Origin of the sequence: Rhizobium lusitanum (assembly GCF_014189535.1) — a bacterium.
Taxonomy (GTDB): Bacteria; Pseudomonadota; Alphaproteobacteria; order Rhizobiales; family Rhizobiaceae; genus Rhizobium; species Rhizobium lusitanum_C.
The window spans coordinates 627,869-650,803 of sequence record NZ_CP050308.1; the positions used below are offsets into that span (position 1 = coordinate 627,869).

General features: G+C 60.5%; 24 protein-coding genes and 1 pseudogene. 15 read left to right on the forward strand and 10 right to left on the reverse strand.

Annotated elements, in window-relative coordinates; translation table 11 throughout:
• The first annotated feature begins 59 nt into the window (after positions 1 to 59).
• The 3 genes from HB780_RS16840 to mobB are packed head-to-tail and all read left to right on the forward strand — an operon-like array spanning position 60 to position 2,159.
• Complete coding sequence (locus tag HB780_RS16840; RefSeq protein WP_183693905.1) at positions 60 to 971, forward strand: DMT family transporter; 912 nt, start codon at positions 60 to 62, stop codon at positions 969 to 971.
• A 10-nt stretch (positions 972 to 981) separates the two neighbouring features.
• Positions 982 to 1,632: a molybdenum cofactor guanylyltransferase MobA gene (gene mobA, locus HB780_RS16845; RefSeq protein ID WP_183693908.1), complete on the forward strand. Its 651-nt coding sequence runs from the start codon at positions 982 to 984 to the stop codon at positions 1,630 to 1,632.
• The gene (gene mobB, locus HB780_RS16850) at positions 1,629 to 2,159 is read left to right on the forward strand and encodes a molybdopterin-guanine dinucleotide biosynthesis protein B (protein WP_183693911.1); all 531 of its coding nucleotides are present in this window, start codon (positions 1,629 to 1,631) and stop codon (positions 2,157 to 2,159) included. The genes mobA and mobB overlap by 4 nt, the downstream gene beginning before the upstream one ends.
• A 51-nt stretch (positions 2,160 to 2,210) precedes the next feature.
• Here the strand turns inward: mobB and HB780_RS16855 are convergent, their stop codons facing one another.
• Positions 2,211 to 4,682 carry an OmpA family protein gene (locus HB780_RS16855; RefSeq protein WP_183693914.1) on the reverse strand — a complete coding sequence of 824 codons (2,472 nt, stop codon included), beginning with the start codon at positions 4,680 to 4,682 and terminating at the stop codon, positions 2,211 to 2,213.
• A 375-nt stretch (positions 4,683 to 5,057) separates the two neighbouring features.
• Here HB780_RS16855 and HB780_RS16860 point away from each other — a divergent pair.
• From HB780_RS16860 to HB780_RS16885, 6 genes and pseudogenes are all read left to right on the forward strand, one after another.
• Positions 5,058 to 5,841: pseudogene (locus HB780_RS16860) on the forward strand (ABC transporter substrate-binding protein).
• Positions 5,842 to 5,959: 118 nt separating this feature from the next.
• A complete protein-coding gene (locus HB780_RS16865; RefSeq protein WP_183693917.1) occupies positions 5,960 to 6,763 on the forward strand; it encodes an ABC transporter permease in 804 nt (267 codons plus the stop codon).
• Positions 6,760 to 7,590 (forward strand): ABC transporter permease, encoded by an 831-nt coding sequence (locus HB780_RS16870; protein ID WP_183693920.1) that lies wholly within the window; start codon positions 6,760 to 6,762, stop codon positions 7,588 to 7,590. The genes HB780_RS16865 and HB780_RS16870 overlap by 4 nt, the downstream gene beginning before the upstream one ends.
• A gap of 200 nt (positions 7,591 to 7,790) precedes the next feature.
• Positions 7,791 to 8,057, forward strand: coding sequence for an usg protein (locus HB780_RS16875; protein WP_183693923.1), 267 nt, complete (start codon positions 7,791 to 7,793; stop codon positions 8,055 to 8,057).
• 97 nt (positions 8,058 to 8,154) lie between these two features.
• A complete protein-coding gene (locus HB780_RS16880) occupies positions 8,155 to 8,979 on the forward strand; it encodes a class I SAM-dependent methyltransferase (protein WP_183693926.1) in 825 nt (274 codons plus the stop codon).
• Positions 8,980 to 9,109: 130 nt separating this feature from the next.
• A complete protein-coding gene (locus HB780_RS16885; RefSeq protein WP_183693929.1) occupies positions 9,110 to 9,802 on the forward strand; it encodes a glutathione S-transferase family protein in 693 nt (230 codons plus the stop codon).
• Positions 9,803 to 9,840: 38 nt separating this feature from the next.
• Here HB780_RS16885 and HB780_RS16890 read toward each other — a convergent pair whose 3' ends face one another.
• The 4 genes from HB780_RS16890 to HB780_RS16905 all read right to left on the reverse strand — a co-directional run bounded on the left by HB780_RS16890 (position 9,841) and on the right by HB780_RS16905 (position 13,868).
• Positions 9,841 to 10,644, reverse strand: a complete 804-nt coding sequence (locus tag HB780_RS16890) for an ABC transporter ATP-binding protein (RefSeq protein WP_183693932.1) — start codon at positions 10,642 to 10,644, stop codon at positions 9,841 to 9,843.
• A gap of 14 nt (positions 10,645 to 10,658) precedes the next feature.
• A complete protein-coding gene (ssuC, locus tag HB780_RS16895; RefSeq protein WP_183693935.1) occupies positions 10,659 to 11,495 on the reverse strand; it encodes an aliphatic sulfonate ABC transporter permease SsuC in 837 nt (278 codons plus the stop codon).
• Positions 11,496 to 11,519: 24 nt separating this feature from the next.
• Entirely contained in the window at positions 11,520 to 12,695 is a 1,176-nt protein-coding gene (ssuD, locus tag HB780_RS16900; RefSeq protein ID WP_183693938.1) for an FMNH2-dependent alkanesulfonate monooxygenase, read from the reverse strand.
• A gap of 204 nt (positions 12,696 to 12,899) precedes the next feature.
• On the reverse strand, positions 12,900 to 13,868 hold the full coding sequence (locus tag HB780_RS16905; RefSeq protein ID WP_183693940.1) for an aliphatic sulfonate ABC transporter substrate-binding protein: 969 nt from the start codon (positions 13,866 to 13,868) through the stop codon (positions 12,900 to 12,902).
• 271 nt (positions 13,869 to 14,139) lie between these two features.
• Between HB780_RS16905 and HB780_RS16910 the strand changes: the two genes are divergently transcribed.
• Entirely contained in the window at positions 14,140 to 15,012 is an 873-nt protein-coding gene (locus HB780_RS16910) for an NAD(P)-dependent oxidoreductase (protein ID WP_183693943.1), read from the forward strand.
• Positions 15,013 to 15,056: 44 nt separating this feature from the next.
• Here the strand turns inward: HB780_RS16910 and HB780_RS16915 are convergent, their stop codons facing one another.
• From HB780_RS16915 to HB780_RS16925, 3 genes are all read right to left on the reverse strand, one after another.
• Entirely contained in the window at positions 15,057 to 15,545 is a 489-nt protein-coding gene (locus HB780_RS16915) for an Lrp/AsnC family transcriptional regulator (protein WP_007696539.1), read from the reverse strand.
• Between the two features lie 66 nt (positions 15,546 to 15,611).
• Positions 15,612 to 16,241 carry a uracil-DNA glycosylase family protein gene (locus HB780_RS16920; protein ID WP_183697188.1) on the reverse strand — a complete coding sequence of 210 codons (630 nt, stop codon included), beginning with the start codon at positions 16,239 to 16,241 and terminating at the stop codon, positions 15,612 to 15,614.
• A complete protein-coding gene (locus HB780_RS16925; protein WP_183693946.1) occupies positions 16,228 to 16,815 on the reverse strand; it encodes a thermonuclease family protein in 588 nt (195 codons plus the stop codon). Before HB780_RS16925 ends, HB780_RS16920 begins: the two co-directional genes overlap by 14 nt.
• Before the next feature lie 122 nt (positions 16,816 to 16,937).
• Between HB780_RS16925 and HB780_RS16930 the strand changes: the two genes are divergently transcribed.
• Positions 16,938 to 18,467, forward strand: a complete 1,530-nt coding sequence (locus tag HB780_RS16930; RefSeq protein ID WP_183693949.1) for a sensor histidine kinase — start codon at positions 16,938 to 16,940, stop codon at positions 18,465 to 18,467.
• An 18-nt stretch (positions 18,468 to 18,485) separates the two neighbouring features.
• On the opposite strand, the gene HB780_RS16935 is transcribed toward HB780_RS16930, so the two are convergent.
• Both HB780_RS16935 and cobT read right to left on the reverse strand, forming a co-directional pair.
• Positions 18,486 to 18,878, reverse strand: coding sequence for a diacylglycerol kinase (locus tag HB780_RS16935; RefSeq protein ID WP_183693952.1), 393 nt, complete (start codon positions 18,876 to 18,878; stop codon positions 18,486 to 18,488).
• 185 nt (positions 18,879 to 19,063) lie between these two features.
• Positions 19,064 to 20,080: a nicotinate-nucleotide--dimethylbenzimidazole phosphoribosyltransferase gene (gene cobT / locus HB780_RS16940; RefSeq protein WP_183693955.1), complete on the reverse strand. Its 1,017-nt coding sequence runs from the start codon at positions 20,078 to 20,080 to the stop codon at positions 19,064 to 19,066.
• A gap of 124 nt (positions 20,081 to 20,204) precedes the next feature.
• Between cobT and HB780_RS16945 the strand changes: the two genes are divergently transcribed.
• From HB780_RS16945 to HB780_RS16960, 4 genes are all read left to right on the forward strand, one after another.
• Positions 20,205 to 20,987, forward strand: coding sequence for an adenosylcobinamide-GDP ribazoletransferase (locus tag HB780_RS16945; protein WP_183693958.1), 783 nt, complete (start codon positions 20,205 to 20,207; stop codon positions 20,985 to 20,987).
• Between the two features lie 19 nt (positions 20,988 to 21,006).
• A complete protein-coding gene (locus tag HB780_RS16950) occupies positions 21,007 to 21,228 on the forward strand; it encodes a DUF1289 domain-containing protein (RefSeq protein WP_183693961.1) in 222 nt (73 codons plus the stop codon).
• Positions 21,225 to 21,926 (forward strand): TIGR02281 family clan AA aspartic protease, encoded by a 702-nt coding sequence (locus HB780_RS16955; RefSeq protein WP_183693964.1) that lies wholly within the window; start codon positions 21,225 to 21,227, stop codon positions 21,924 to 21,926. The genes HB780_RS16950 and HB780_RS16955 overlap by 4 nt, the downstream gene beginning before the upstream one ends.
• 96 nt (positions 21,927 to 22,022) lie before the next feature.
• Positions 22,023 to 22,928, forward strand: a complete 906-nt coding sequence (locus HB780_RS16960; protein WP_183693968.1) for a DMT family transporter — start codon at positions 22,023 to 22,025, stop codon at positions 22,926 to 22,928.
• Positions 22,929 to 22,935 lie beyond the last annotated feature (7 nt).

The following is a 22,935-nucleotide window of genomic DNA, read 5'->3' on the forward strand; positions in this document are numbered from 1 at the left end:
CGATTCCAATTTGACGAAAAGCGCAGTAGGTCAGACTGATATATCCAGGGAATCGTTTCATGCCGCGGACCAAGAATACGCAGGGCGCCCTTTACATGGCCGCATCAATGGCAGGTTTTGCCTGTAGCGATGCCTTGTCCAAATCGGTCATCTCCGTAATGAATGCCGGCGAGATCATTTTTATCCGCGGCCTTTTCACCAGCATTATCGTCTACCTGATCGCCCGGCATATGGGCGCCTTGCGCTCGTGGAAAGTCATTCTGCAGCCGATGATCGCACTGCGCATCGCTTGCGAAGCGATTGCGGCGGGAACCTACATCACCGCGCTTGGAATGATGCCCATCGCCAATGCCTCGGCCATTCAGCAGGCGGTGCCGCTCGCCGTCACGCTTGGAGCCGCGCTGTTCCTCAAGGAACCCATCGGCTGGCGGCGCTGCGCGGCAATCATCGTCGGTTTTGTCGGTGTGCTGATCATTGTTCGCCCCGATCCCCAAGGGTTTACGACGGCCGCCCTGCTTTCCATCGCCTGCATGTTCGCAACCGTGGCACGCGATCTGGCCACGCGTTGCATCAGCAAGGATGTACCGTCGCTGATGGTGACGGTGTGCACCGCAGTTTCGATTTCGATCTTCGGCGCTCTGCTGACAGAGCCGCTCGGCGGCTGGCAACCGGTCAGCCTCACCTCGTTCTCGCATATCCTGCTGGCATCGGTCCTGGTGCTGATCGGCTATCAGGCGACCATCCTGGCGATGCGGACAGGCGAAATCTCCTTCGTCGCGCCGTTTCGTTATATCAGCCTGATCTGGTCGGCACTGCTTGGCCTGCTCTTCTTCGGCGAGGTGCCGGATGCCTGGACCTTCATCGGCGCCGCCATTGTCATCGCTTCCGGCATCTATACATTCTATCGGGAGAGAAAGCGGCAAGCGGCTCAGCCTATCGCCCAGGAATCAGAGCCGCGTGTGCCCGCCTGAGGTCGCCAGCATGCCCGGCTTCATCGCAGATCCCACCGAAATCCCGCCCTTCCTGCTTGCCGGAGGGCGTTCTAGCCGCATGGGTGCGAACAAGGCATTCGCTTTGCTCGGCCACGAAAGGCTTCTAACGCGGATAGCAACACGGATCGGGCAGCAACAAACAATCCCAGTCGCGCTCAACGCCGATGCCGACTGGCTGGACACAGAGGGGCTACGGCTGGTCCCCGATACCATCACCGGCAAGCTTGGCCCCCTCGCTGGCGTGCTCACCGCCATGCGCCACGCGGCTGTACATTGTCCCCATGCCTCCCATCTCGTCACCGTGCCGATCGACAGCCCGTTTTTCCCGATTGATCTGGTTGCCCGACTGGCGGAGCCGATCGAAGGCCGGGATGACATCGCGATCGCCGCATCGCTGGGACGCGATCACCCGGTCTTCGGTCTCTGGCCCGTCTCTCTCGCTGACGATCTCGAAGCCTGGCTTCTCGCGGATGAGAAGCGGCGCGTCCGGGATTTCCTGGCGCGTCATCTCGTCCGGACGGTGGACTTTCCGGCCATCGAAACGATGATCGGCCCGCTCGACCCCTTTTTCAATATCAACACGCCGGACGACCTGCTCGACGCGGGGAGATGGCTCGCGGCACTGGAAAGCAACCAATGAAAACTCCGCGCCCGAAAATCTTTGGCATCGCCGGCTGGAAGAACTCCGGCAAGACCGGCCTTGCGGTGCGTCTGGTCACGGAATTCACCCGTCGCGGCTACAAGATCTCAACCATCAAGCACGCCCATCATGATTTCGACATCGACAAGGTCGGCGCCGATAGTTTTCGCCATCGCGAGGCCGGAGCGCATGAAGTCACCATCGTCTCCGGCACGCGCTACGCCATCATGCACGAATTGCGCGGTGCTCCTGAGCCAAGTTTCGAAGAAATCCTCGCCCGGATCGCCCCTTGCGACCTCGTGCTGATCGAGGGCTACAAACGCGAGCCGATCCCGAAGATCGAAGCACGCCGGCTCGAGGCCGCGAAGAACGAGCCGCTGGCACCGCAAGACCCTCATATCGTCGCCATCGCCGCCGATCATCCGGTGGAGGATGCCGGCGCGCTGACCGTCTTCGATCTGAACGACACCATGACCATTGCCGATTTCATCGCAGCTACGGTCGAGCTTGGCACACCCGCCAAATAACAAAGGCCGCCGGTTTCCCGACGGCCTTTGCATGCATAAGATTGGGTGGCTTTACCGGTTGGAAGCGACCGGACGCACCAGCGCCGTGATGCGGCGGATGGTGACGCGGCGGTTTTCCTGCTCCGGTCCCTGCGTGTTCACCTTCAGATATTGCTCACCATAGCCCTGGGTCACCAGGTTTTCCGGCGGAACGCCGTAGACATCGCTCAGCACCTTGGCGACCGATTCTGCCCGTTGGTCGGAAAGGATCAGGTTGCTCTCCGGAGATCCGACGGCATCCGTATGACCTTCGATCATGAAGGTCTCCGTCGGGTCCTTCTTGACGATCTGACCAATGGCGTCGGCGACACCGCGCAGCGTGCTCGCCTGCGACATCGGGATTTCCGCGCTGCCAGTTGCGAAGGTGATCGTATCGAGATCGATGCGGCGCACCTTGTCACGGATACGGGCGGAATAGCGCACTTCATTGACCGAATAGATGCGCTCAACAGGCTCGACCGGCGGCTCGCGCAGGAAGTCGTAATAGTCCGAGTCACGCTCACTTCCGGTGTCGATGATGTACTGGCTCAGCGGGATGAGCAGACGCATCGGCGGCAGGCTGTCGCCCGGATCGCGGAAATAGTCGTCGTGATCCGGCTGCTGTTCGAGCTCCGGTGAATAGAACAGCACATATTCGCGGCCGTCCGCATCGACGCGCGACCGCTGGATGATATCGCCATACCGGTTGCGCACGGTGATGATTCGATCGCCGTCCGGCTGATCGATCGTCTCGCGATAACGATCCCGCGGAAGCTGTTCGTAGGTCGGGCGCTCACCGCCGCGGACAAAGCGCTCGGTATCGTCATGGCGAACGACGTAGTTGTTGTCGACATTCACGATGGTGCGATTGTCCTGATTGACGATAGTCTGGACCGTCGTTCCGCCCGGAGCCGTAAAATTCGGCCGGCCATCCATCCGGCGGCCCTGCTCGCTGGTCACGGCTTCCATCTTCACAGGCGGCTGTTGCTGGCCACCCGTTGCGCGCTGTGCCTCGGCATCGGAGGTCGGCGGCTTCGTGTAGGCGGCCGGCGGCGGTGTCTGGGCATTTTGCCCTTGCACGGCCTGGCCCTGGCCTACCGGAGCTTGGCCTGCTTGGCCCTGCTGCCCTGCTTGACCGCGACCCTGACCCTGACCGCCGGGGTTCTGGCCACCCTGGCGGTGTCCACGACGGGCCGCATCCTTGTCGCTATCCAGCACGGCAGCGCCGTTCTGCACCGGCAGGATGACGGGGCCTTTGCTCTCGGCGGGATTTTCCGCGATCTTCTTGCGACGCTCCAGTTCTTGCGGCGACACCGGTGCGCTGGCGGGAACCGCCGTTTCGGCACCCGGCTGGGCTGCGCCGTTGGGCTGCGCCGTACCGTTGGCAGGCGCAGGCGTGGCTGTGCCCTGTGCGGGAGCACCGGTTTCATTGGTGGGCTGCGGTTGCTTGCCGGTTTGCGGAGCCGCCTGATTTGGCTGTTGGCCCTGCTGACCTTGCGGCTCGCCCTTCGGTGCGGGCTGCTGCTCACCCTGCTGCGGCTTGCCGTGCGTCTTGTCACCGCCGGGCTTCTGTCCCTGCTGGCTACCGGGCGCCACCTGTGTTTCAGGCTGGGGCTTTTGGCCCTGAGGCTGTTGCGTGGCCGGTGCCGGCTGTTGTTCGGCCGGCTGCTGCCCCGGTGCCTTCTGCTGTGGCGCTGTCTCAGCAGGCTGGGCCTGCGGCTTCTGATGTGGCTTCTGCGCGGGCTGAGTTTCAGTCTCCGGCTGAGCCTGCTGGGCCTGAGGCTGTTGTGCGGCCGGTGCCGGCTGCTTGGCCGGTGCTGTCTGCTGTTGTGCCGGCTCGGCTGGCTGGCCTTGCGGCTTCCGGTGCTGCTTTTGCTCGGGCTGGCCTTGCTGCTGCGTCTCAGGTGCGGCCTTCGGCTGTGGCTTTGTTTCCGGCTCAGCTGCGGGCTGCTGCTCGGCAGGTTGCTTATGCGGCTTCTGCACCGGCTGGCTCGGTTCTTGCGCCTGTGGTTCTACTGCCTTCGGCTGCGGCTTGGCCTCAGGCTGAGCCTGCGGCTTCTGTGCAGGCGGCTTCTCTGCGGGCTGCTCATGTTGCTGTTTCGGAGCCGCCTGCGGCTCGGCGGCCTTCGGCTGCGGCGCTTCCTGCTGATGCTTCTGCGGTTGCGGTGCCGCTTCGGGTGCGGCCTCCTTTGGCTTGTGCTGCGGCTCGGCTTCCCGCTGCTGGGCAGGCGCGGCCTCGTGCTTCTGGCCCTGCGGTGCGCCTTGCTCGGCTTCACCCGGCTTCTTGTGCTTACGCAGCTCTTCCTCGGACTGACCGCCCTGAGGCTGTTCCTGGGCAACTTCGAAACTTGCACCAGCATTGGTGGCAGCCGAGCCGGCTACATCATTGCTCAATGGCATGATGGCCTGCCCTCTCAACGCGGCAGCCGCCGCCGGCTCAAACGCTAGCGACAGCGAAAGCAGCGGAAATGCAGCGCTGGCAAATAGTCTGGATCGCTTTCCCATAGATGGGTCTCCTCTTATCTTTTCTTCATTGTCCGCCGAACTGCGGATCCAAGCCCACAGAGGCGATGCCTCACGATCCCGGCCGATTTTCGTTGCTCATAGGGCTTAATCGCGGCAGGTGGTCATATTGTTCCCGCACTATTAGGAGGCCTGAATTAACCCTGGCTGAATGCGCCGGACGGCTTTCATTCAGTTTGTGACGTCATGCGAAGCACTTTGAAGACCGTGTGCAGTGCGGAAGCACTTCGTAATTCCAGTTGCAATTTGTGAAAAAAAAGTACGATTATCCTGCCAAGGCAGGCCCCTCGCCCGCTCCATTCCGGCCGGTTGCCAGTGAAGAAAAAGAGCTGCCGGTCACCAACAGAGAGGATCAAAATGCGCATCTCCACTCGTCTTTTCGCCGCAACATCGCTTGCAGCGATGTCGCTTTTCGCCGGTGCCGCGCTCGCGGACGGCGATTCTGATCGTCATCGGCACGGACGCAACCTACCCACCCTACGAATCGCTCGATGCCTCGGGCAAGATCGTCGGCTTCGACATCGATATAGCCAATGCGCTTTGCGATCAGATGAAGGTCAAGTGCACCTTCGTAAACCAGGATTTCGATGGCATCATCCCGGCGCTCCAGGCCAAGAAATTCGACGCCATCGTCTCGTCCATGTCGATCACGCCAGAGCGTGAAAAGGCCATCGACTTCACCAACAAGTACTACAACACGCCGCCAGCAATTGCCGTGCCGAAGGATTCGACCATTGCCGACACGAGCGATGCGGCCCTGAAGGGCAAGAGCATCGGCGCGCAATCCTCGACCACGCACGCCAACTACGCCACGGCGCACCTGAAGGATGCCGAACTCAAGCTCTATCCGTCGCCGGACGAATACAAGCTCGACCTCTCGAACGGCCGTATCGATGCCGTCATCGACGATGTCGTCGTCCTCTCGGAATGGGTCAAGTCGGACGCCGGCAGCTGCTGCAAGCTTCTCGGCACGCTGAAGATCGATCCGGAGATCAACGGCATCGGCGCCGGCATCGGCCTTCGCAAGGGTGACACCGCGCTCAAGGACAAGTTCAACGCGGCCATTACCGCGATCCGCGCTGACGGCACCTACAAGAAGATCCAGGACAAGTATTTCGATTTCGACGTCTACGGCAACTGATCGCCCGTCGATTTCTTGGGAAAAGACGACGGCGGAAGCTTGCTCTTCCGCCGTTTTTATTTGACAACTCCTACATAAATAAGAGAAACGCGGCAAAAGCCGTGAGGGGAAGTTGAGTATGGGCGGATTGTTTTCCGCGCTGGGTTCTCTATGGGCTTGGCTGAGTAATATTTTCGATCCGCTGTGCGGCCCGGTCGGACTATTCACCCTGTTCGGCCAGAACACCGTGATCGCTTGCGGCGATACCGGTTGGGGCGACGAGATCGCTGGTGGCCTCAGGGTCACGATAACGGTGGCCGTCCTGACATTGCCTCTCGGCCTGATCGCCGGCTTCCTGGTCGCGCTGGCGCAGCAATCCGAGGAACGGTCGCTGCGGCTCGCCGCCGGTGTGTTCACCACCATCTTCCGCGGCCTGCCGGAGCTTCTGACCCTCTTCATCATCTACTACGGCATGCAGATCCTGCTGCAAACAGCCCTCGCATATGTCGGCTACGACGGACCGGTCGAGATCAATGCCTTCGTTGCCGGTATGATCGCACTTTCGATCGTCTTTTCGGCCTATTGCTCGGAAGTGCTGCTGTCGGCCTTCAGGGCTATCCCCAAGGGGCAGTATGAGGCGGGCGACGCCCTTGGCTTTCATCGCGTCCGCACGATGCGTCTGATCATCCTGCCGCAACTGATCCGCATTTCTCTTCCCAATCTCGGAAACCTCTGGATGAACCTCTTGAAGGACACGTCCTATGTTTCCATTATCGGGCTCGCCGATATCGTCCGCCAGACAGGCCTTGCCGTGCGCTCGACGAAGGAGCCTTTCTTCTTCTATGCGATTGCCTGCTCCCTCTATCTCGTCCTCGCCATCATCTCCTCGGCCGGATTGTCCTATCTTGACCGCTGGGCCAAGCGTGCGGAGTTTCGCCGATGAGCTATGCTGAAGCCCTGATCCCGGCACAGCCGGCACCACCGGAGACGATGAAGCGCGTCTCCAAATCCCGTATTGTCGGCTACTTTTTCCTGTTCATCTGGGCGCTGCTCGGCATCGCGTTGATCACGATGATGATCACCAACTGGGATAACGCAAAGTTCTTCAAGTTCGGCCCGCGTTTCCTGCATGGTCTGTGGATCACGGTGACACTGGTTGGATATTCCTTCATTCTCGGCGCGATACTCTCGATTCCGCTCGCACTTGCCAGAATGTCGAAGAACAAGATCCTGAACAGCCTGACCTATGGCTATGTCTATCTCTTCCGCGGAACGCCGTTGCTGGCGCAGATTTTCATCGTCTACTACGGTTTTCCGCAGGCGCGCGGCTTCCTCGACTATATTGGTCTCTGGTGGTTCTTCCGCGATCCCTTCAACTGCGGTCTGTTTGCCATCACACTGAACACGGCGGCCTATCAGGCGGAAATCGTGCGCGGCGCCATTCAGAGCGTCCATCGCGGCCAGAGCGAGGCCGCCGCATCGCTCGGCCTCCACAAGCTTGTGACCTTTTACAAGGTCATCATGCCGCAAGCCTTGATCGTGGCGCTGCGTCCTTATGGCAACGAGATCATCCTGCTGATCAAGAGTTCGGCGACCGTCTCGATCATTACCGTCTATGACCTGATGGGCGAGACGCGCTATGCCTTCTCGCAGACCTACGATTATCAGGCCTATCTCTGGGCGGCGATTTTCTATCTTTCGATCGTCGAAGTCATGCGCAACGGCTGGGCCCGAATGGAAACCTATCTGACGCGCCACTTGAAGCGATGATCCCGTAGAGCGGACGGCGTCTGGTTGCGCCGCCTGCTTCCTTGGCAGCACTCGCCGTACAAGGCTGCTATCATATTGTTTTTTTGTGAAGAAAATTCTTTTTTACAACACTTTTATAACACTCAGGCCTATCATGAGGCGTTTCCATTTCTCCGTACCCGCGAGTCTCGCAAGACAATGGGAACAGAAAGAGAGACCTCATGCATGACGAAATGCAAAAGCAGTTGCAAGGCTACGGGTTGACCACGGCGCAGATCCTCTATCGCCTGCCCGATCACCCTCAATTTCTGCAGACCTATATCTGGCAGGACTATGATCTCGCCCCGAACTTTCCCGAGATGCACGGCTTCCTGAAGTTCTGGCAGGAGAAACTGGACGGACCGCTGCATTCGGTGCGCTATGTCCACCGCAAGCTGATCTCGGCGACGGAGTGGCGGGCGCTGAAGGGAGAGTTCATCCTGCACTAGCGCGGGCTGCCAAACCATTTGCAAAAGCCCCAAACTATTTGCAAAAGCCAAGGAAGCGCCTTAATGCCTGCCTGACAAACGGAAAGGCTGGTGTCCCATGGCTAAGAAGAAGATCGACGAAGACGCGCTGGCGGAAGCCTATAATCGCGCGCTCGCGCTGGAAAAGGCCGGCGACATCGATGCTGCCGTCAGGGCCTACCAGCAAGTGCTGGCGATCGATCCTGACGACCATGGCGGCGCGGCAGTGCGCATCGCCTCGATGGGCCACGGCGAAACGCCGGTGAAGGCGCCGGACGCCTATGTCGAAACCCTGTTCGATCAGCATGCCGAAGTCTTCGAAGATGTACTTGTCGAACAGCTCGGTTATCACGTTCCGGTTCTCGTCCGCCAGCGGCTGCAGGCGCTCAGCCTCGGCCCGTTCAAGCGCATGCTCGATCTCGGCTGCGGTACAGGCCTGACCGGCGGCACGCTGCGCGACATCGTCGAGGATATCACCGGCATCGACATTTCCGAAAACATGGTCGAAGTCGCTCATGAGAAAGACCTCTACGAGACGCTGTTCGTCGCCGAGGTCGAGGACTTCCTCGACGACAATGACGAGGAACCTTTCGACCTGATCACCGCCACCGACGTCCTGCCCTATCTCGGCGCACTGGAGCCGCTGTTCTTCGGCGCCGCTGAAAACATGACGCCAGGCGGCCTCTTCATCTTCTCCTCCGAGACCCTGTCGGAGAGTGCGCTTGCCGGCCGGCCCTATATGGTCGGCCCGCATCAGCGCTTCGCCCACGCCGAAAGCTACGTGCAGGAACGTCTCAAGGCGACCGGCTTCGAGCTGATCGAGATCACCGACATCAATGTCCGCATGCAAGACGGCCAGCCGACACCGGGCCATCTGATCATCGCGCGCCTCGTCGCGGAATGAGCTGATCCACCATGGGGGTTGGAATAGCGATCCAATCGGATAATTATTCCTTCGCTAGGACAAGTGAGCCATTACCTCGCCATTCGGCCGGGTAATAGTCGCAAGACCTCGATGCAGGAAAGGTTGCCGCATGTCGCTCATCCTCTATCAGCATCCCCTCGCCTCCTTTTGTCATAAGGTGCTGATCGCGCTCTATGAGAATGGAACGCCGTTCGAAAGCCGGATCATCGATCTCGGCAACGAGGAATCGCGTGCCTCATTGCTGCGGCTCTGGCCGATCGGCAAATTTCCCGTCCTGCGCGACGAGACGCTCGACAGCACGGTTCCCGAGACCAGTGTCATCATCGAATATCTCGACCAGCATTACCCCGGCCCGACGCGGCTATTGCCGCCCGATCCAACCGACGCGCTCTGTGTTCGCCTCTGGGACCGCTTCTTTGATCACTATGTTCAGGAACCAATGCAGAAGATCGTCGCCGACAAGCGGCGCCCGGAAGATGAACGCGATCCCCTGACCGTGGCCGAGGCACAGGCATTGCTGAACACCGCATATGGCATGATCGAGCAGCAATTGGGCGAAAAGCTATGGATTGTCGGTGACGCCTTCACCATGGCGGATTGCGCCGCCGCTCCCGCACTATTCTACGCCGAGACACTGGTGCCCTTTGGCAAACAACACGCCCGGCTGAAGCGCTATTATCAGCGCCTGCTCGAGCGTCCTTCCTTCGCGCGCGTGCTGGAAGAAGCCATGCCTTACTTCCAATACTATCCCTATCACGAAAAACTGCCCGCCCGGTTCCGTCCGAAACGCCCAAATGCTTGAGCATTCGATCCGCCTGCGGCTCTATGTCGAAGGCCGAATTAGCTTGGCCTGGCATCACCGAGGATGGCGGCCAGCAACTGGCCTTCGAGTTCGGCCAGCGCCGGATTGCCATGGCGGCGAGGATGCGGATGGGGAACCGCGATATCGAGCACGATCCGTCCCTCATCCAGCACGACGACGCGATCGGCCAGATGCACGGCCTCACTGACGTCATGCGTCACGAGCACGGCGGTGAAGCCGAGCTCGCGCCAGACGCGGTTCAGCAGTTCCTGCATGCTGATGCGGGTGAGCGCGTCCAATGCACCAAGCGGCTCGTCCAGCGCCAGGACGCCAGGTTTGCTGACCAGTGCGCGGGCAAGCGCCACGCGCTGCCTCTGACCACCGGAAAGCCGCGACGGCCATTCTCTGGCTTTTTCCGCCAGCTGTACTTCGGAAAGAACCGCTGCAGTTTCGGCTCGTACCACCTGTTGCTGCAAGCCCTCGCCAAGCCCAACGGCGACATTGTCGGCAACGGAGAGCCAGGGCAGCAATCGCGGTTCCTGAAAGACGATACGGGCATTCGGCGCTGCGCCATCCGCGTCAGCAGTCTCGAAACGCAGATGGCCCGCCGTCGGCTCATCTAGCCCCATCAGGATGCGCAGCAGCGTGCTCTTGCCGCAGCCGCTCTTGCCAATGATGGCGACGAACTGGCCGGCGGGAATATCGAGATCGATGCCGCGCAGCACGCGATTATTGTCAAAGCTCTTTTCCAGCCCCTTGATGTGGATGGCGGCAGCGCCTGTCTGCAACGAGGCGTTCGCGGAGGAGCCCTGATGAGCGCGTTCCAATGCGATAGCGGTCATGGATGCTTCCTCACTCAATTCTGATAGGCCGGGTTCCAGCGCAAGGCCCTGCGCTCCAATGCCCGAGCGACGACATCGGCGAGCTTGCCGAGTATGGCGTAAATGACCAGCGTCAACACCACGACATCGGTCATGCCGAACTCGCGGGCGTTGTTAGCCATGTAACCGATGCCCGAGGACGCGGCGATCGATTCCGCCACGATCAGCGTCAGCCACATGATGCCGAGCGCGAAACGCAGGCCGACGAGGATCGACGGCAGCGCGCCGGGGAAGATCACCTTCTTGAACAGCGTCCAGTTGCTCATGCCATAGACCCGGCCCATCTCGATCAGGCCGCGATCGACATTTCGAACGCCGTGATAGGTATTGAGATAGATCGGGAACATGACCCCGAGCGCCGTCAGGAATAGTTTCGATTCTTCGCCGATCCCGAACCAGAGGATGACCAGCGGCACCATGGCCAGATGCGGAATGGTACGCAGCATCTGCAGCGTGGTATCGGTCAGCTTCTCCGACAGCCGCGACACGCCGTTGGCGATGCCAAGCAGAAAGCCGATCGAGCCGCCGACCAGCAAGCCAGCAAAGGCCCGGCCGGCACTGACAAGGATGTTATGCGGCAATTGCCCGGAGATCGTCGTCTGCCAGAATGCAATCACGACATCCGCCGGCGACGGCATGATGCGAGTGGAGATCCATCCGACCGACGAACCGAGCTGCCAGGCCGCAATAATCACGGCAGGTAGCAGGAAAGGCAAGAACCGCTCCAGGGAGATGGCGGTCCGCGTCGGCTTGGCCGGGCGGACCCGGCTTTGCGCAGCGACGCGAACGAAGGACGTGTCGAATGCCGACATGAGAATCTCCCTGAATTGTTCGCGTTAAGATCCGGAAACGACTTTCAGATTACCGCCATGGCTACCGCCGGCGAAAATCTGCTTTGCACCGAATTCGTTGCGGAAACCGGCTCGCTGCTCGTCGCGGGAGAGCCCGAGTTCCGGGAACAGCAGTTCCGCGACGCGATAGGCTTCTTCTAGATGCGGATAGCCAGAACCGATCACTGTCTCAATGCCGATATCCTGATATTCGCGGAGCCTTGCGGCAACAGTTTGTGGCGACCCGACAAGCGCCGTGCCGGCACCGGCACGGACGAGGCCAACGCCTGCCCAGAGGTTCGGCGAAACTTCAAGCTTGTCGCGGCGACCGCCGTGAAGAGCTGCCATGCGCTTCTGGCCGACGGAGTCGGACTGGTTGACGAACTGTTCCTGCGCCTCGCTGATCGTCTTGTCATCGAGCTTGGAGATCAGCCGGTCGGCTGCGGCCCATGCCTCTTCGTCCGTCTCGCGGACGATGAAATGCAGGCGGATGCCGAAGCTGACTTCGCGACCCTTCTTGGCGGCGGCGGCGCGGACCTTCTCGACCTTCTCGGCCACCTGTGCCGGCGGCTCGCCCCAGGTCAGATACTTGTCGACGCGACCAACCGAGAAATCGATGCCGGCATCCGACGAACCACCGAAATAAAGCGGCGGACGAGGCGACTGCACCGGCGGCAGGCCAAGCCTTGCGTTGGTCGCCGTAATATACTTGCCTTCGAATGTCGAAGAGCCCTTCTCCATAAGCTCTTCCCAAACGGTGAAGAACTCGTCGGCATGGGCATAGCGCTCGTCATGCTCGAGATGAATGCCGTCGCCCGCCAGTTCAGCCGGGCTGCCGCCAACCACGATGTTAAGAAGCACACGACCGTTCGAAACGCGATCAAGCGTCGAGGCAAGACGGGCGTAATAGGCCGGCGATGCCGTACCGGGGCGAATAGCCACCAGGAACTTCAGCTTCTGTGTGTGCGCCGACAGAGCAGCGGCGGTGATGAAGGACTCCTCGCAGGAGACGCCAGTCGGCAGCAGCACGCCGGAAAAGCCGAGCCTGTCGACAGCTTGAGCGATCTGCGTGAGATAGCCGATTTCCGGCCCGCGGTTGAGATCGGCCGACCCAAGATAGGTGCCGTCGCCGGAGGTCGGAATGAACCACAGGAAGTCGATGGGTTTGGCAGTCGCGGTCATGGTGTTTTCCTGTCTTCTAGGCGCGTATCATCGGGAGCATGTCCCTTGGGGCTTCCAAGGGATAGTGGCATAGACTACCGATTATATCGACAATGCAGATTTTCTATTACTGGCCGTCTCGCGGAATATTTTTCCACGAGACGGCCCGCACCCGTCATGTTGCGAGCGGGGCTATATCGGTCATGAGGAGTGAGTGTTCGTCGCTCAGCTTGCTTTCGGCCGCCAGACGATATCGGTGATAGCAAGTTTCTTCGGAACGATCCCGAGGTCGTAGAACGAGTCCGCCAATCCCTGCTGGTAGGCGATGGCTGCGTCGGTGATGGTCGAGACGGCGCCAAGATTGAAATCAGGGCGCGTCAGCGCCACCCGCGTAATATTGGCCGGCACGCCGGTGATCTCTGAAAGCGCCGCAACGGTATCGTCAAGATTGGTCTGCGCCGCGGTACCAACCTTGGCGAGTTCACCGAGCACATCCACGATAACCTGGCCATTGTCTTTGGTGAAATCGGCATTTCCCAGGAAATAGCTGTAGGAATCGAGCAGGCCACGCGCCGTTGCCAGGATGCGGGTATCCGGATCGGCCTCGGCGATGGCGAGATAGGGATCCCAGATTGACCAGGCATCGATCGCGCCGGTCTTGAAGGCTGCGGAAGCATCCGGCGGCGCGAGATCGAGCGCCTGGACGTCGTTCACCGTCAGGCCACCCTTGGTAAGCGCCTTTACGGCAACGTTATGGGCGCTGGACCCGCGCTTGAAGGCCAATTTCTTGCCCTTGAGGTCCGCTAGCGTCTGGATTGGCGAATCCTTGCGCACCAGAATGGCCGAGCCCTCCGGGCTTCCAGAGTATTGCCCCACATAAAGCAGATTTCCGTTAGCGGCCTGCGCGAAAAGCGGAGGCACATCGCCCGTCGCGCCGAAATCGAGCGCGCCGGCACCCAACGCTTCGAGAAGCGGCGGACCGGAGGTGAATTCGGACCATTCAACAGAGATGCCGCGACCGGCGAGAAGCTTTTCCAGCGAACCCTTGCGCTTGGCCAGCGCAAGTACACCGTTCTTCTGCCAGCCTATACGAAGGGTGGTTGCAGCGGCCGCGCGCGCCGACCGTATGGAAGGCAGCGCCAAGGCGGCGGCCGTGGCGGCGAGAAGGCTGAGTGTCTGTCTGCGCGAGATCATGAAAAGTCCTTTCCCCACCGGATCGGGACGCATCCCGTTGCCACCGGCATTGCTATTGATGCCCTAAGGATTGCAAATCCATGGATTATATCGACATCTGATATTGTGAATTTCTACGAATGTATCGAAATTCGATTTCGGCAAACAACCAATATGCGGAATTATCTTCCAAGACCTATGACACCGAGACAAGTTCGCCGACAAATCGGTCTTCCGTCCCCCTCACCTTTCCGCTAAGCCTTCAGTCAAAATTCGTAAGGGAGTTTCGCGAATGGCAAAGGTCGCTTTCATCGGCATGGGCGTCATGGGCTATCCCATGGCAGGGCATCTGAAGACCAAGGGTGGCCACGACGTCACCGTCTACAACCGCACCATCGCCAAGGCGGAAGCCTGGGCCAAGCAATTTGACGGCAAATTTGCCCCTACTCCCGCCGCTGCGGCCGAAGGCGCCGATTTCGTCTTTACCTGCGTCGGAAACGACGACGACCTGCGCTCGGTGACGATCGGCAAGGACGGCGTGCTCTCGGGCATGAAGGCGGGCGCGATCCTGATCGACAACACGACGGCAAGCGCCGAAGTTGCCCGCGAACTCCATGCTGCGGCCAAGGAAAAAGGTGTTGAATTCATCGATGCCCCCGTCTCAGGCGGCCAGGCTGGCGCGGAGAATGGCGTGCTGACCGTCATGTGCGGTGGCGATGAGACTGTATTCGAAAAGGCAAAACCCGTCATCGACGCCTATGCCCGCATGGTCGGCCTGATGGGCTCCGTCGGCGCTGGTCAGCTCACCAAGATGATCAACCAGATCTGCATAGCCGGCATCGTCCAGGGCCTCGCGGAAGGCATCCATTTCGGCAAACAGGCCGGCCTCGACATCGAAAAAGTCGTGGATGTCATCTCCAAGGGTGCGGCTGGCTCGTGGCAGATGGAAAACCGCCACAAGACCATGAACGCCGAAAAATACGACTTCGGTTTCGCCGTCGACTGGATGCGCAAGGATCTCGGCATCGTATTGGCGGAAGCCCGCCGCAACGAGGCCAAGCTTCCGCTGACCGCCCTGGTCGACCAATTCTACGGCGATGTCCAGGCCATGGGCGGCAATCGCTGGGACACCTCGTCGCTCCTGGCGCGGCTGGACAGGAAGTAATTTAGCCCGCCGCTCTTTACTAAGCGCCATTGCAAATGTGGCGCTTAGTCCTCCTGCGACTTCGCGGTATCCAGCAGCATGTAGTCCAGCGGCAGTTCCGTCGAATACTTGATCCGCTCCATAGCGAAGGCCGAGGAGACGTCACGGATTTCGATCTTGGCGATCATGCGCTTGTAGAAAGCATCATAGGCAGCGATATCGGGAACGACGACGCGCAGCAGATAGTCGACATCGCCGCTCATGCGGTAGAATTCGACCACTTCCGGGAAATCGGCGATCACTTCGGAAAAGCGCTTCAGCCATTCGATCGAGTGACTGTTGGTGCGGATCGACACGAAAACGGTAACTTTGGTGTTGACCTTTTCCGGATCGAGCAGCGCTACGCGGCGGCGAATGACGCCATCCTCTTCCATCTTCTGAATGCGGCGCCAGCATGGTGTCGTCGACAGCCCGACCTTCTTGGCAAGATCGGCCACGGCCAGAGTGGAATCTTCCTGCAGCAGGCGCAGGATTTTGCGGTCAAGACGGTCCATTTCGGCTATCCTTTCGAATTATATTCTCTCTATAGCGTGTTTTTGACGAAAGAAAAGAAACTTGTTTCAAGAAACGAGGATTCTCACACGTTCTTGTAACACCGGCAGCAACTCCGCCTCGAACCAGGGATTGCGCTTCAGCCAGCCGCTATTGCGCCAGCTTGGATGGGGTAGCGGCAGAACGGCCGGCGACCGGTTGGTCAGAAGATAACGCCGCCATTCCGAAACGGTTTCCGTCATCGACGCCATTCGCGCCGCACCTAGGTGCCAAGCCTGGGCATACTGTCCAATGGCGAGGACGAGCTCGACCTGCGGCATCGCATCCAGAACTTTCTGCCGCCAGAGCGGCGCGCATTCCTTACGCGGCGGCAAGTCGCTGCCGGCGGCATCATAGCCGGGGAAACAGAAGCCCATCGGAACGATGGCGAAATGATCGGGATTGTAGAAACTGTCGCGGTCGACGCCCAGCCATTGCCGCAGCCGATCGCCGGAGGCATCGTTGAACGGCAAGCCGCTTTCATGAACGCGCAGCCCCGGCGCCTGCCCGGCGATCAGGATGCGCGCCGTCGCTGACAAGACGGCGACCGGTCTCGGCTCATGCGGCAGCCTATATGCCTCCCCGCGCGCCGGGGTGTCGCGACAGATACGACAGGCGGCAATCGCGTCACGCAGCACCTGCAATTCATCGCCCGTCATCGTCATTGCCCCATCCAACCAGCTTTCGCAGATAATCGACCAGCCCGCCAAGCGGATCGCCACTGGACGCATGTTGCATCTGCTCCTCGCGTCGATAGTCGCGCGGCCGCTCGAAATTACCGGCCCAAAGCCCGGCCTTTGCCTGCCGCGCCACGGCCTCTTCTGCGGTATAGCCGCCGTAGGACACGGCCATGCCGCTGCGAACCATGGCGGCGTTGATATCGACATCCCCAGCCTTGCAGATCACCAGCAGCCGGCCATAACGGTCCTTTTCGTTACCCCGGCATTCGGGGGCACCCGTCTTCATAAATCTATCAAGGGCTCTACGCGCCTCTTCACCGCAGGCCCAGTCTGCACCATTGCGCTGACATTGCTGCCGATATTCCGGCGCATCGATGCCGCGCAGCCGAAAACGCTCGCCGCCTTGAGCAAGCGTGTCGCCATCGACGACATAAAATCTTCCAGTTTGAATAAGTTCCGGGCGATTATTCAACTTCCACGCCAGCAAAGCGAGCAGCGCCAGCAGGGCGAATGTTGTTACGCCATCACGAAACAGCCGGCCAGATCGCGTCACGCTTTTGCCTCCTTCACGAATAAACCCTTGGTAAAGATGGCAAACAAAACATTTCAGGCAGCATCTTCTTAAGATTTGGCCGTTAGTCTGTAGCTTCCAGCAAGCCAAGTTTCAACGCAACCATGAGTAACGGCGTCAGCACATCGACAGATAAAATCATCGTCGACCGATCGCGCAGTCACCGTAACCGGGCTGTGTCGAAGGCCGTGAGGCAGACCCGCGAGCGCCTGCAAACCGGCCACAGCCGGAGTTTCGACCGCGAATTGATGATGATGCATGTCGACACCCTGTTGCAGGGTGCCTCGGTCATGCCAATCTTCGTCATCGTCGCCGCGGCGCTTGGCGCTTATCTTACCCGCGACGCGCAGATCCTCATCTGGGCCATTCCGACCTTGACGGTGCATGCCATCAACATGCTGCTTGGCCGCCGGGCGAAAAAATACGAGATGAGTGCCGGACGCGCCAAGAAATGGCGCAATATCCTGCTACTTGGCCAGTTGCTCATCGGGATCTGCTGGGCGTTCTTTGCCATGCAAGGCTGCTCCGCCTGCGGTGGCGACAGCTTCGTACTCTACAAGGGCGCGACGCTGCTGGTGGCCATCTGCGTTACCACCATGGCGAATTTCATGCTGCCGCGCGCGGTGCCTTTCGCCTTTGCCCCAGCAATCGTCGCGCTTGCCGTCAAAGCGACCCTCGGCCGCGATCCGCTCGATATCACGCTTGCCGCCGCCATCACTGTCGCCGTCGTCTTCTTCACCTTCATCACCAAGCGGATGTTTCAATCCAATCTGAAGATACTCTCCTTCCAATCGGAGAAGGACGACCTGATCGCCGAGCTCGAGGTCGCCAAATCCATGTCGGACGAAGCGCGCCGCCGCGCCGAAGAGGCCAACCTCGCCAAATCGCGCTTCCTGGCGTCGATGTCGCATGAGCTGAGAACGCCGCTGAATGCCATCCTCGGCTTCTCCGAGGTCATGTCGGCTGAAGTCATGGGACCACTGAACAACGCCACCTATCGCGAATACACCACCGATATCCATCGCTCCGGGCAGCACCTGCTCAATCTGATCAACGAGATTCTCGACCTCTCGCGCATCGAAGCCGGCAAATATGAGCTGAACGAAGAAGCGATCTCGCTGCTGGATGTCGCGGAGGATTGCATCGGCATGGTGCAGTTGCGCGCGCGCGGCAAGAATATCTCCATCGCACCACAGTTCGAACTTCAGCTTCCCTCCGTCTGGGCCGACGAGAAATCCATCCGGCAGGTGATCCTCAATCTCCTGTCCAATGCCGTGAAGTTCACGCCCCAAGGCGGCGAGATCACCGTCAAGGTCGGCTGGACCTCCGGCGGCGGGCAATATGTGGCGATCAGGGACAATGGCCCCGGCATTCCCGAGGAGGAGATACCGGTGGTTCTGTCCGCCTTCGGTCAGGGTTCGATCGCCATCAAGAGCGCGGAACAGGGAACGGGGCTCGGCCTGCCGATCGTCCAGGCGATCCTTGCCAAGCACGACGGTCAGTTCATGCTGAAATCCCGGCTGCGTGAAGGCACGGAGGTCATCGCCATCCTGCCGGCCAAGCGCGTGCTGCAAAGCCTGCCGGCCGTCGAGGATGCGCCGTCGGTCGAACGCCGCAAGAAAAGCTTTGCCTGACGCTCGAACCGCAGACGACTAGCGGAAAAACAGGTGGTAGCCGATGGTATACAGCAGATAGAGGCCGGACGCGACGAGCATGCAGAAAACGGCAAAGGATCCCAGATCCTTCGCATGCTTGCCAACATTGGAAATCTCGGGTGAGATCCGGTCGATCACTTCTTCAACCGCGGTATTCATCGCTTCGACCGCGAAAACGCCGAGAAACAACACGACGGCAATCATGATCTCGCCAAGCGTGGCGCCAACGGCGATCAACAGGATCAGTGCGACCGCCGCGAACAGCAGTTCCTGCCGGAACGCCGCTTCCTGCAACAGGCGCTGAAAGCCGCCCCAGGAATAGCTGGCGGCGGCAAAAAAATGCCGGATACCCGTTTCCTTGGTTACCGCTGATTTCGAAAACTCGGCCATCTTCGCCCTGTCCGCGCAGTCCTGACTGCAATTTAGCTGCCTTGCGAATACAGTCTCGTCATCGCCAAGGCAAGCCGACCACTGAGTCGGCCCCAGAATTTGTTACGGCTTTATGACATAAATCAAAACTCGGACGGAATTTTGGAGGCGAGGCGCACAATCGTCGCGCCTCGCCGTTTTGCTCATCAGTGCTTGTTGGTAACGCCAGCGCTCTCGAAGGTCGCCATGCCGGAATGGCAGGCGGCAGCGGCCTTGACGATACCGGCGGCCAGCGCCGCGCCCGTACCCTCGCCGAGCCGCATGCCAAGCGCCAGAAGTGGTGTCTTGCCGAGCTTGTCGATGGCTTTCAGGTGTCCCGGCTCCGCTGAGACGTGGCCGATCAGGCAGTGATCGAGAGCGGACGGATTGGCGGCCTTGAGGATCGAGGCTGCTGCGGTCGCCACATAGCCGTCGATGATAACAGGAATGCGCTCCATGCGGGCGGCGAGAATGGCGCCGGCCATGGCGGCAATCTCGCGGCCACCGAGGCGACGCAGCACTTCCAGCGGATCGGAGAGATGCTCGCGATGCAGCGCCACAGCCTTTTCGACAGCGGCAATCTTGCGCTTCAGCATTTCGCCTTCCGAACCGGTTCCGGGGCCAACCCATTCCGCTGCCGTACCACCGTAGAGCGCGTAGTTGATGGCGGCGGCGATCGTGGTGTTGCCGATGCCCATTTCGCCGATGCAGAGCAGGTCCGTGCCACCAGCGATCGCTTCCATGCCAAAGGCCATGGTCGCGGCGCAATCGCGCTCGGAAAGTGCCGGCTCCTCGGTGATATCCCCGGTCGGGTAGTCGAGCGCCAGATCGAATACCTTCAGGCCGAGATCATAGGTGACACAGATCTGGTTGATCGCCGCGCCGCCGGCGGCGAAATTCTCCACCATCTGCTGCGTTACCGAAGGCGGAAACGGCGTGATGCCCTGTTTGGTGACGCCGTGATTGCCGGCAAAGATCGCGACAAGCGGGCGGGTGACGGCGGGTGGACGGCCGGTCCAGGCCGCGAGCCAGAAGGCAATCTCCTCCAGGCGACCGAGGGCGCCTGGCGGCTTTGTGAGCTGCGCGTCGCGCTCGCGCGCCGCAACCAGCGCTCGGGGATCCGGGCCAGGAAGGTCGCGCAGCAGCGTGCGGAAATCGTCGAATGGCAGGCCGGTAACGCTCATGAATGCCGTTCCTTGTCTTTTGGTCTCAAATCAGGTTTTTTGCGTGCGACTCTATTAGTCTTCGGCACGGGCGCGAACAACTGCAAAAAGCGCCCGACGCTGTCGCGGAAGTAACGGGGAGAGAATGAATATTCGGGAATATACCGACGACATCGCCCGCGCCACGGCCTTCTTGAGCCGCATTCCCGTGCCCGCGTCCTTCTTCGAGGGCGATGACGGCAAGCTTACCCGCGTCTCGCGTGCCTTTCCCCTCGCCGGCCTGCTGATCGCCCTGCCCGCCGCAATCACCTTCGGCGTGCTGCTGGCCTTCGACGCCGATCCGCTGATGGCAGCACTCCTGGCGCTCGCCGTCCACACGGTAACGACCGGCGCGCTGCATGAAGACGGCCTTAGCGATACAGCCGACGGCCTGGGTGGCGGCAAGGATAGCGACCGGGCGCTTGCCATCATGAAGGATAGTCGCATCGGCACCTATGGCGCGGTGGCGCTGATCCTTTCCTTCGGTCTGCGCGCCGCCGCACTTGCCGCTATCGGTCGCGGCCTCGCTCCCCTTGACGCGGCGCTCACCATCCCGGCCGCCGCCGTCTTGAGCCGTGGCGCCATGGTCTGGCACTGGTATGCGCTGCCGGCGGCCAAGCCGGACGGGGTCGCCGCCTCGGCGGGCAAACCGGACTACGGCCCCATGCAGATCGCCTTGATCACCGCGCTGGTGCTCGCGGCGTTTCTGCTCTGGCCGAGCCTCAGGCTTCCAGCATTTGTCATCTGCCTTCTTGTCACCGCCTTAGCGGCATTTCTCTTCACCCGGCGTGTACGTCAACGGCTTTCCGGTCACACCGGAGACACCATCGGTGCTGCACAGCAAATTTGCGAGATCGCCGCTTTCTGTACTCTTGCCATGTGCGTCTGAAGCATCGATATATGACCTTATGCTAACACCCTGCATCCTTGTCTGCTCCATCGATATCAACACCGGCTATTGCTTCGGCTGCGGACGAACGCGCGAAGAAATCGGCGGATGGATGACCTATAGCGACGACGAACGCCGGGACATTATGCAAGTTCTGCCGGAGCGCCTGGCAACCGTCGAGCGCAAGCCGCGCCGCGAAACCCGCCGCAACCGGCTGGCGCGGGAGCGTAGCGCTGTATGAATCGTCTGAACATCGCCCTCGCTATTATCGGCATCGGTCTCGCACTGCTGCTCTTCAACAATAATAGCGGCATGACGTTCGGCATGCCCAATGACGATTTTGCCCGTATCGTCTATCTAATGCCCCTTACGCTGATGATGGCCGCCGGCATCTGGGCGAGCCGCCAAACCGTCAGCCAGTCGCTGCGCAATCTGCTGATCTGGCTGGTGATTATCATGGCGCTGGCGACGGCCTATGTTTACCGGCGCGACGCCCAGGAAGTCGGCAGCCGGCTGTTCGCCGGGCTGGTGCCCGGACATGCCGTGGTCGTCACCACCAGCGAGGGCGGCCAGGAGGTCATTCTTCACAAGCTCTCGAATGGCCATTTTCAGGCACAAGTGATGATCAACGGCCAGCCGATCGACATGCTCGTCGACACCGGCGCCAGTTCCATCGCGCTATCGCGAGAGGACGCCGAGCGCGTCGGCATCATCCCGGAAAACCTCACCTATTCCTTGACCATGATCACCGCGAACGGCCGGGCAAGAGCCGCCCCCGTCGAGCTAGGCTCCGTCGCCATCGGCCCGATCGTACGTCGCGACGTCCGGGCGACCGTCGCCGAGGAAGGCAAGCTCGACCAGAGCCTGCTCGGCATGAGTTTCCTCGAAACGCTGGGATCGATGCAGATGCAGACCGACGAACTGCGGCTGCGGGATTGAGCGCAATAGTTCGATGACGCCCGAAGCATCGCGAGCCGAATACACGCTAGGGATGACGGCATATATCCCAGTATTGATCCCGAAAGTTCAGCCGTCATGCCACAGACCAAAACCAACACCACGACGGAGCTTCTGCTCCTTTTGATGCTCGCGACCCTCTGGGGCGCCTCATACACGTTCATCCGGATCGGCGTAGCGACAATCCCTCCGATCACTCTCATTGCCGCGCGCACGCTTGTTGCCGGCGGCGTACTGTTTGCGATAATCCGCTGGCGAGGGCTGAGCCTTCCCAAGGAGCCGGAGATATGGCGTCGTTTCCTCATTCAGGCCTGCCTCAACAGCGTCATACCCTTTACGTTGATCGCCTGGGCCGAACGCACGGTTGATGCCGGCCTGGCGACTATCCTGAACTCCACCACGCCGATCTTCACCTTCCTGCTGGCTGCCATATTGCTGCGTAACGAGCGCGTCACCGCACGCAAGCTGTTTGGTATTGCAGTGGGATTGGCGGGCATCTGCTTCATTATCGGCTTCGACGCCTTAAACGGCTTCGGCCATCAATTGCCGGCGCAGCTCGCCGTCGTGGCGGCGTCGATCTGCTACGCAGGTGCTGCCCTGTTCGGCCGCAATTTCAAAGGCCTCGATCCGATGATGCCCGCCGTCGGTTCCCTGCTCTGCGGCGCCGTCATTCTCATCCCGGTCAGCCTTGTCGTGGATCGGCCATGGACGCTCGCACCCTCCACGGCATCGATCCTGGCGCTCCTGGCGCTCTCCATACTGTCGACCGCACTCGCCTTTTCGATCTATTTCCGGCTGATCCAGACCCTCGGCTCGATCGGCACCACCGCGCAGGCCTATTTGCGTGTCCCGATCGGTGTCGCCATTGGCGTCGTCTTCCTCGGGGAACCCTTGACCCAGACGGCCGGCATCGGTCTCGTCTGCGTCATCATCGGCGTGATGGCCATGACGATGGCGCCCCGGAGAAAGACCGTCAGAGGGTGAAAACCGG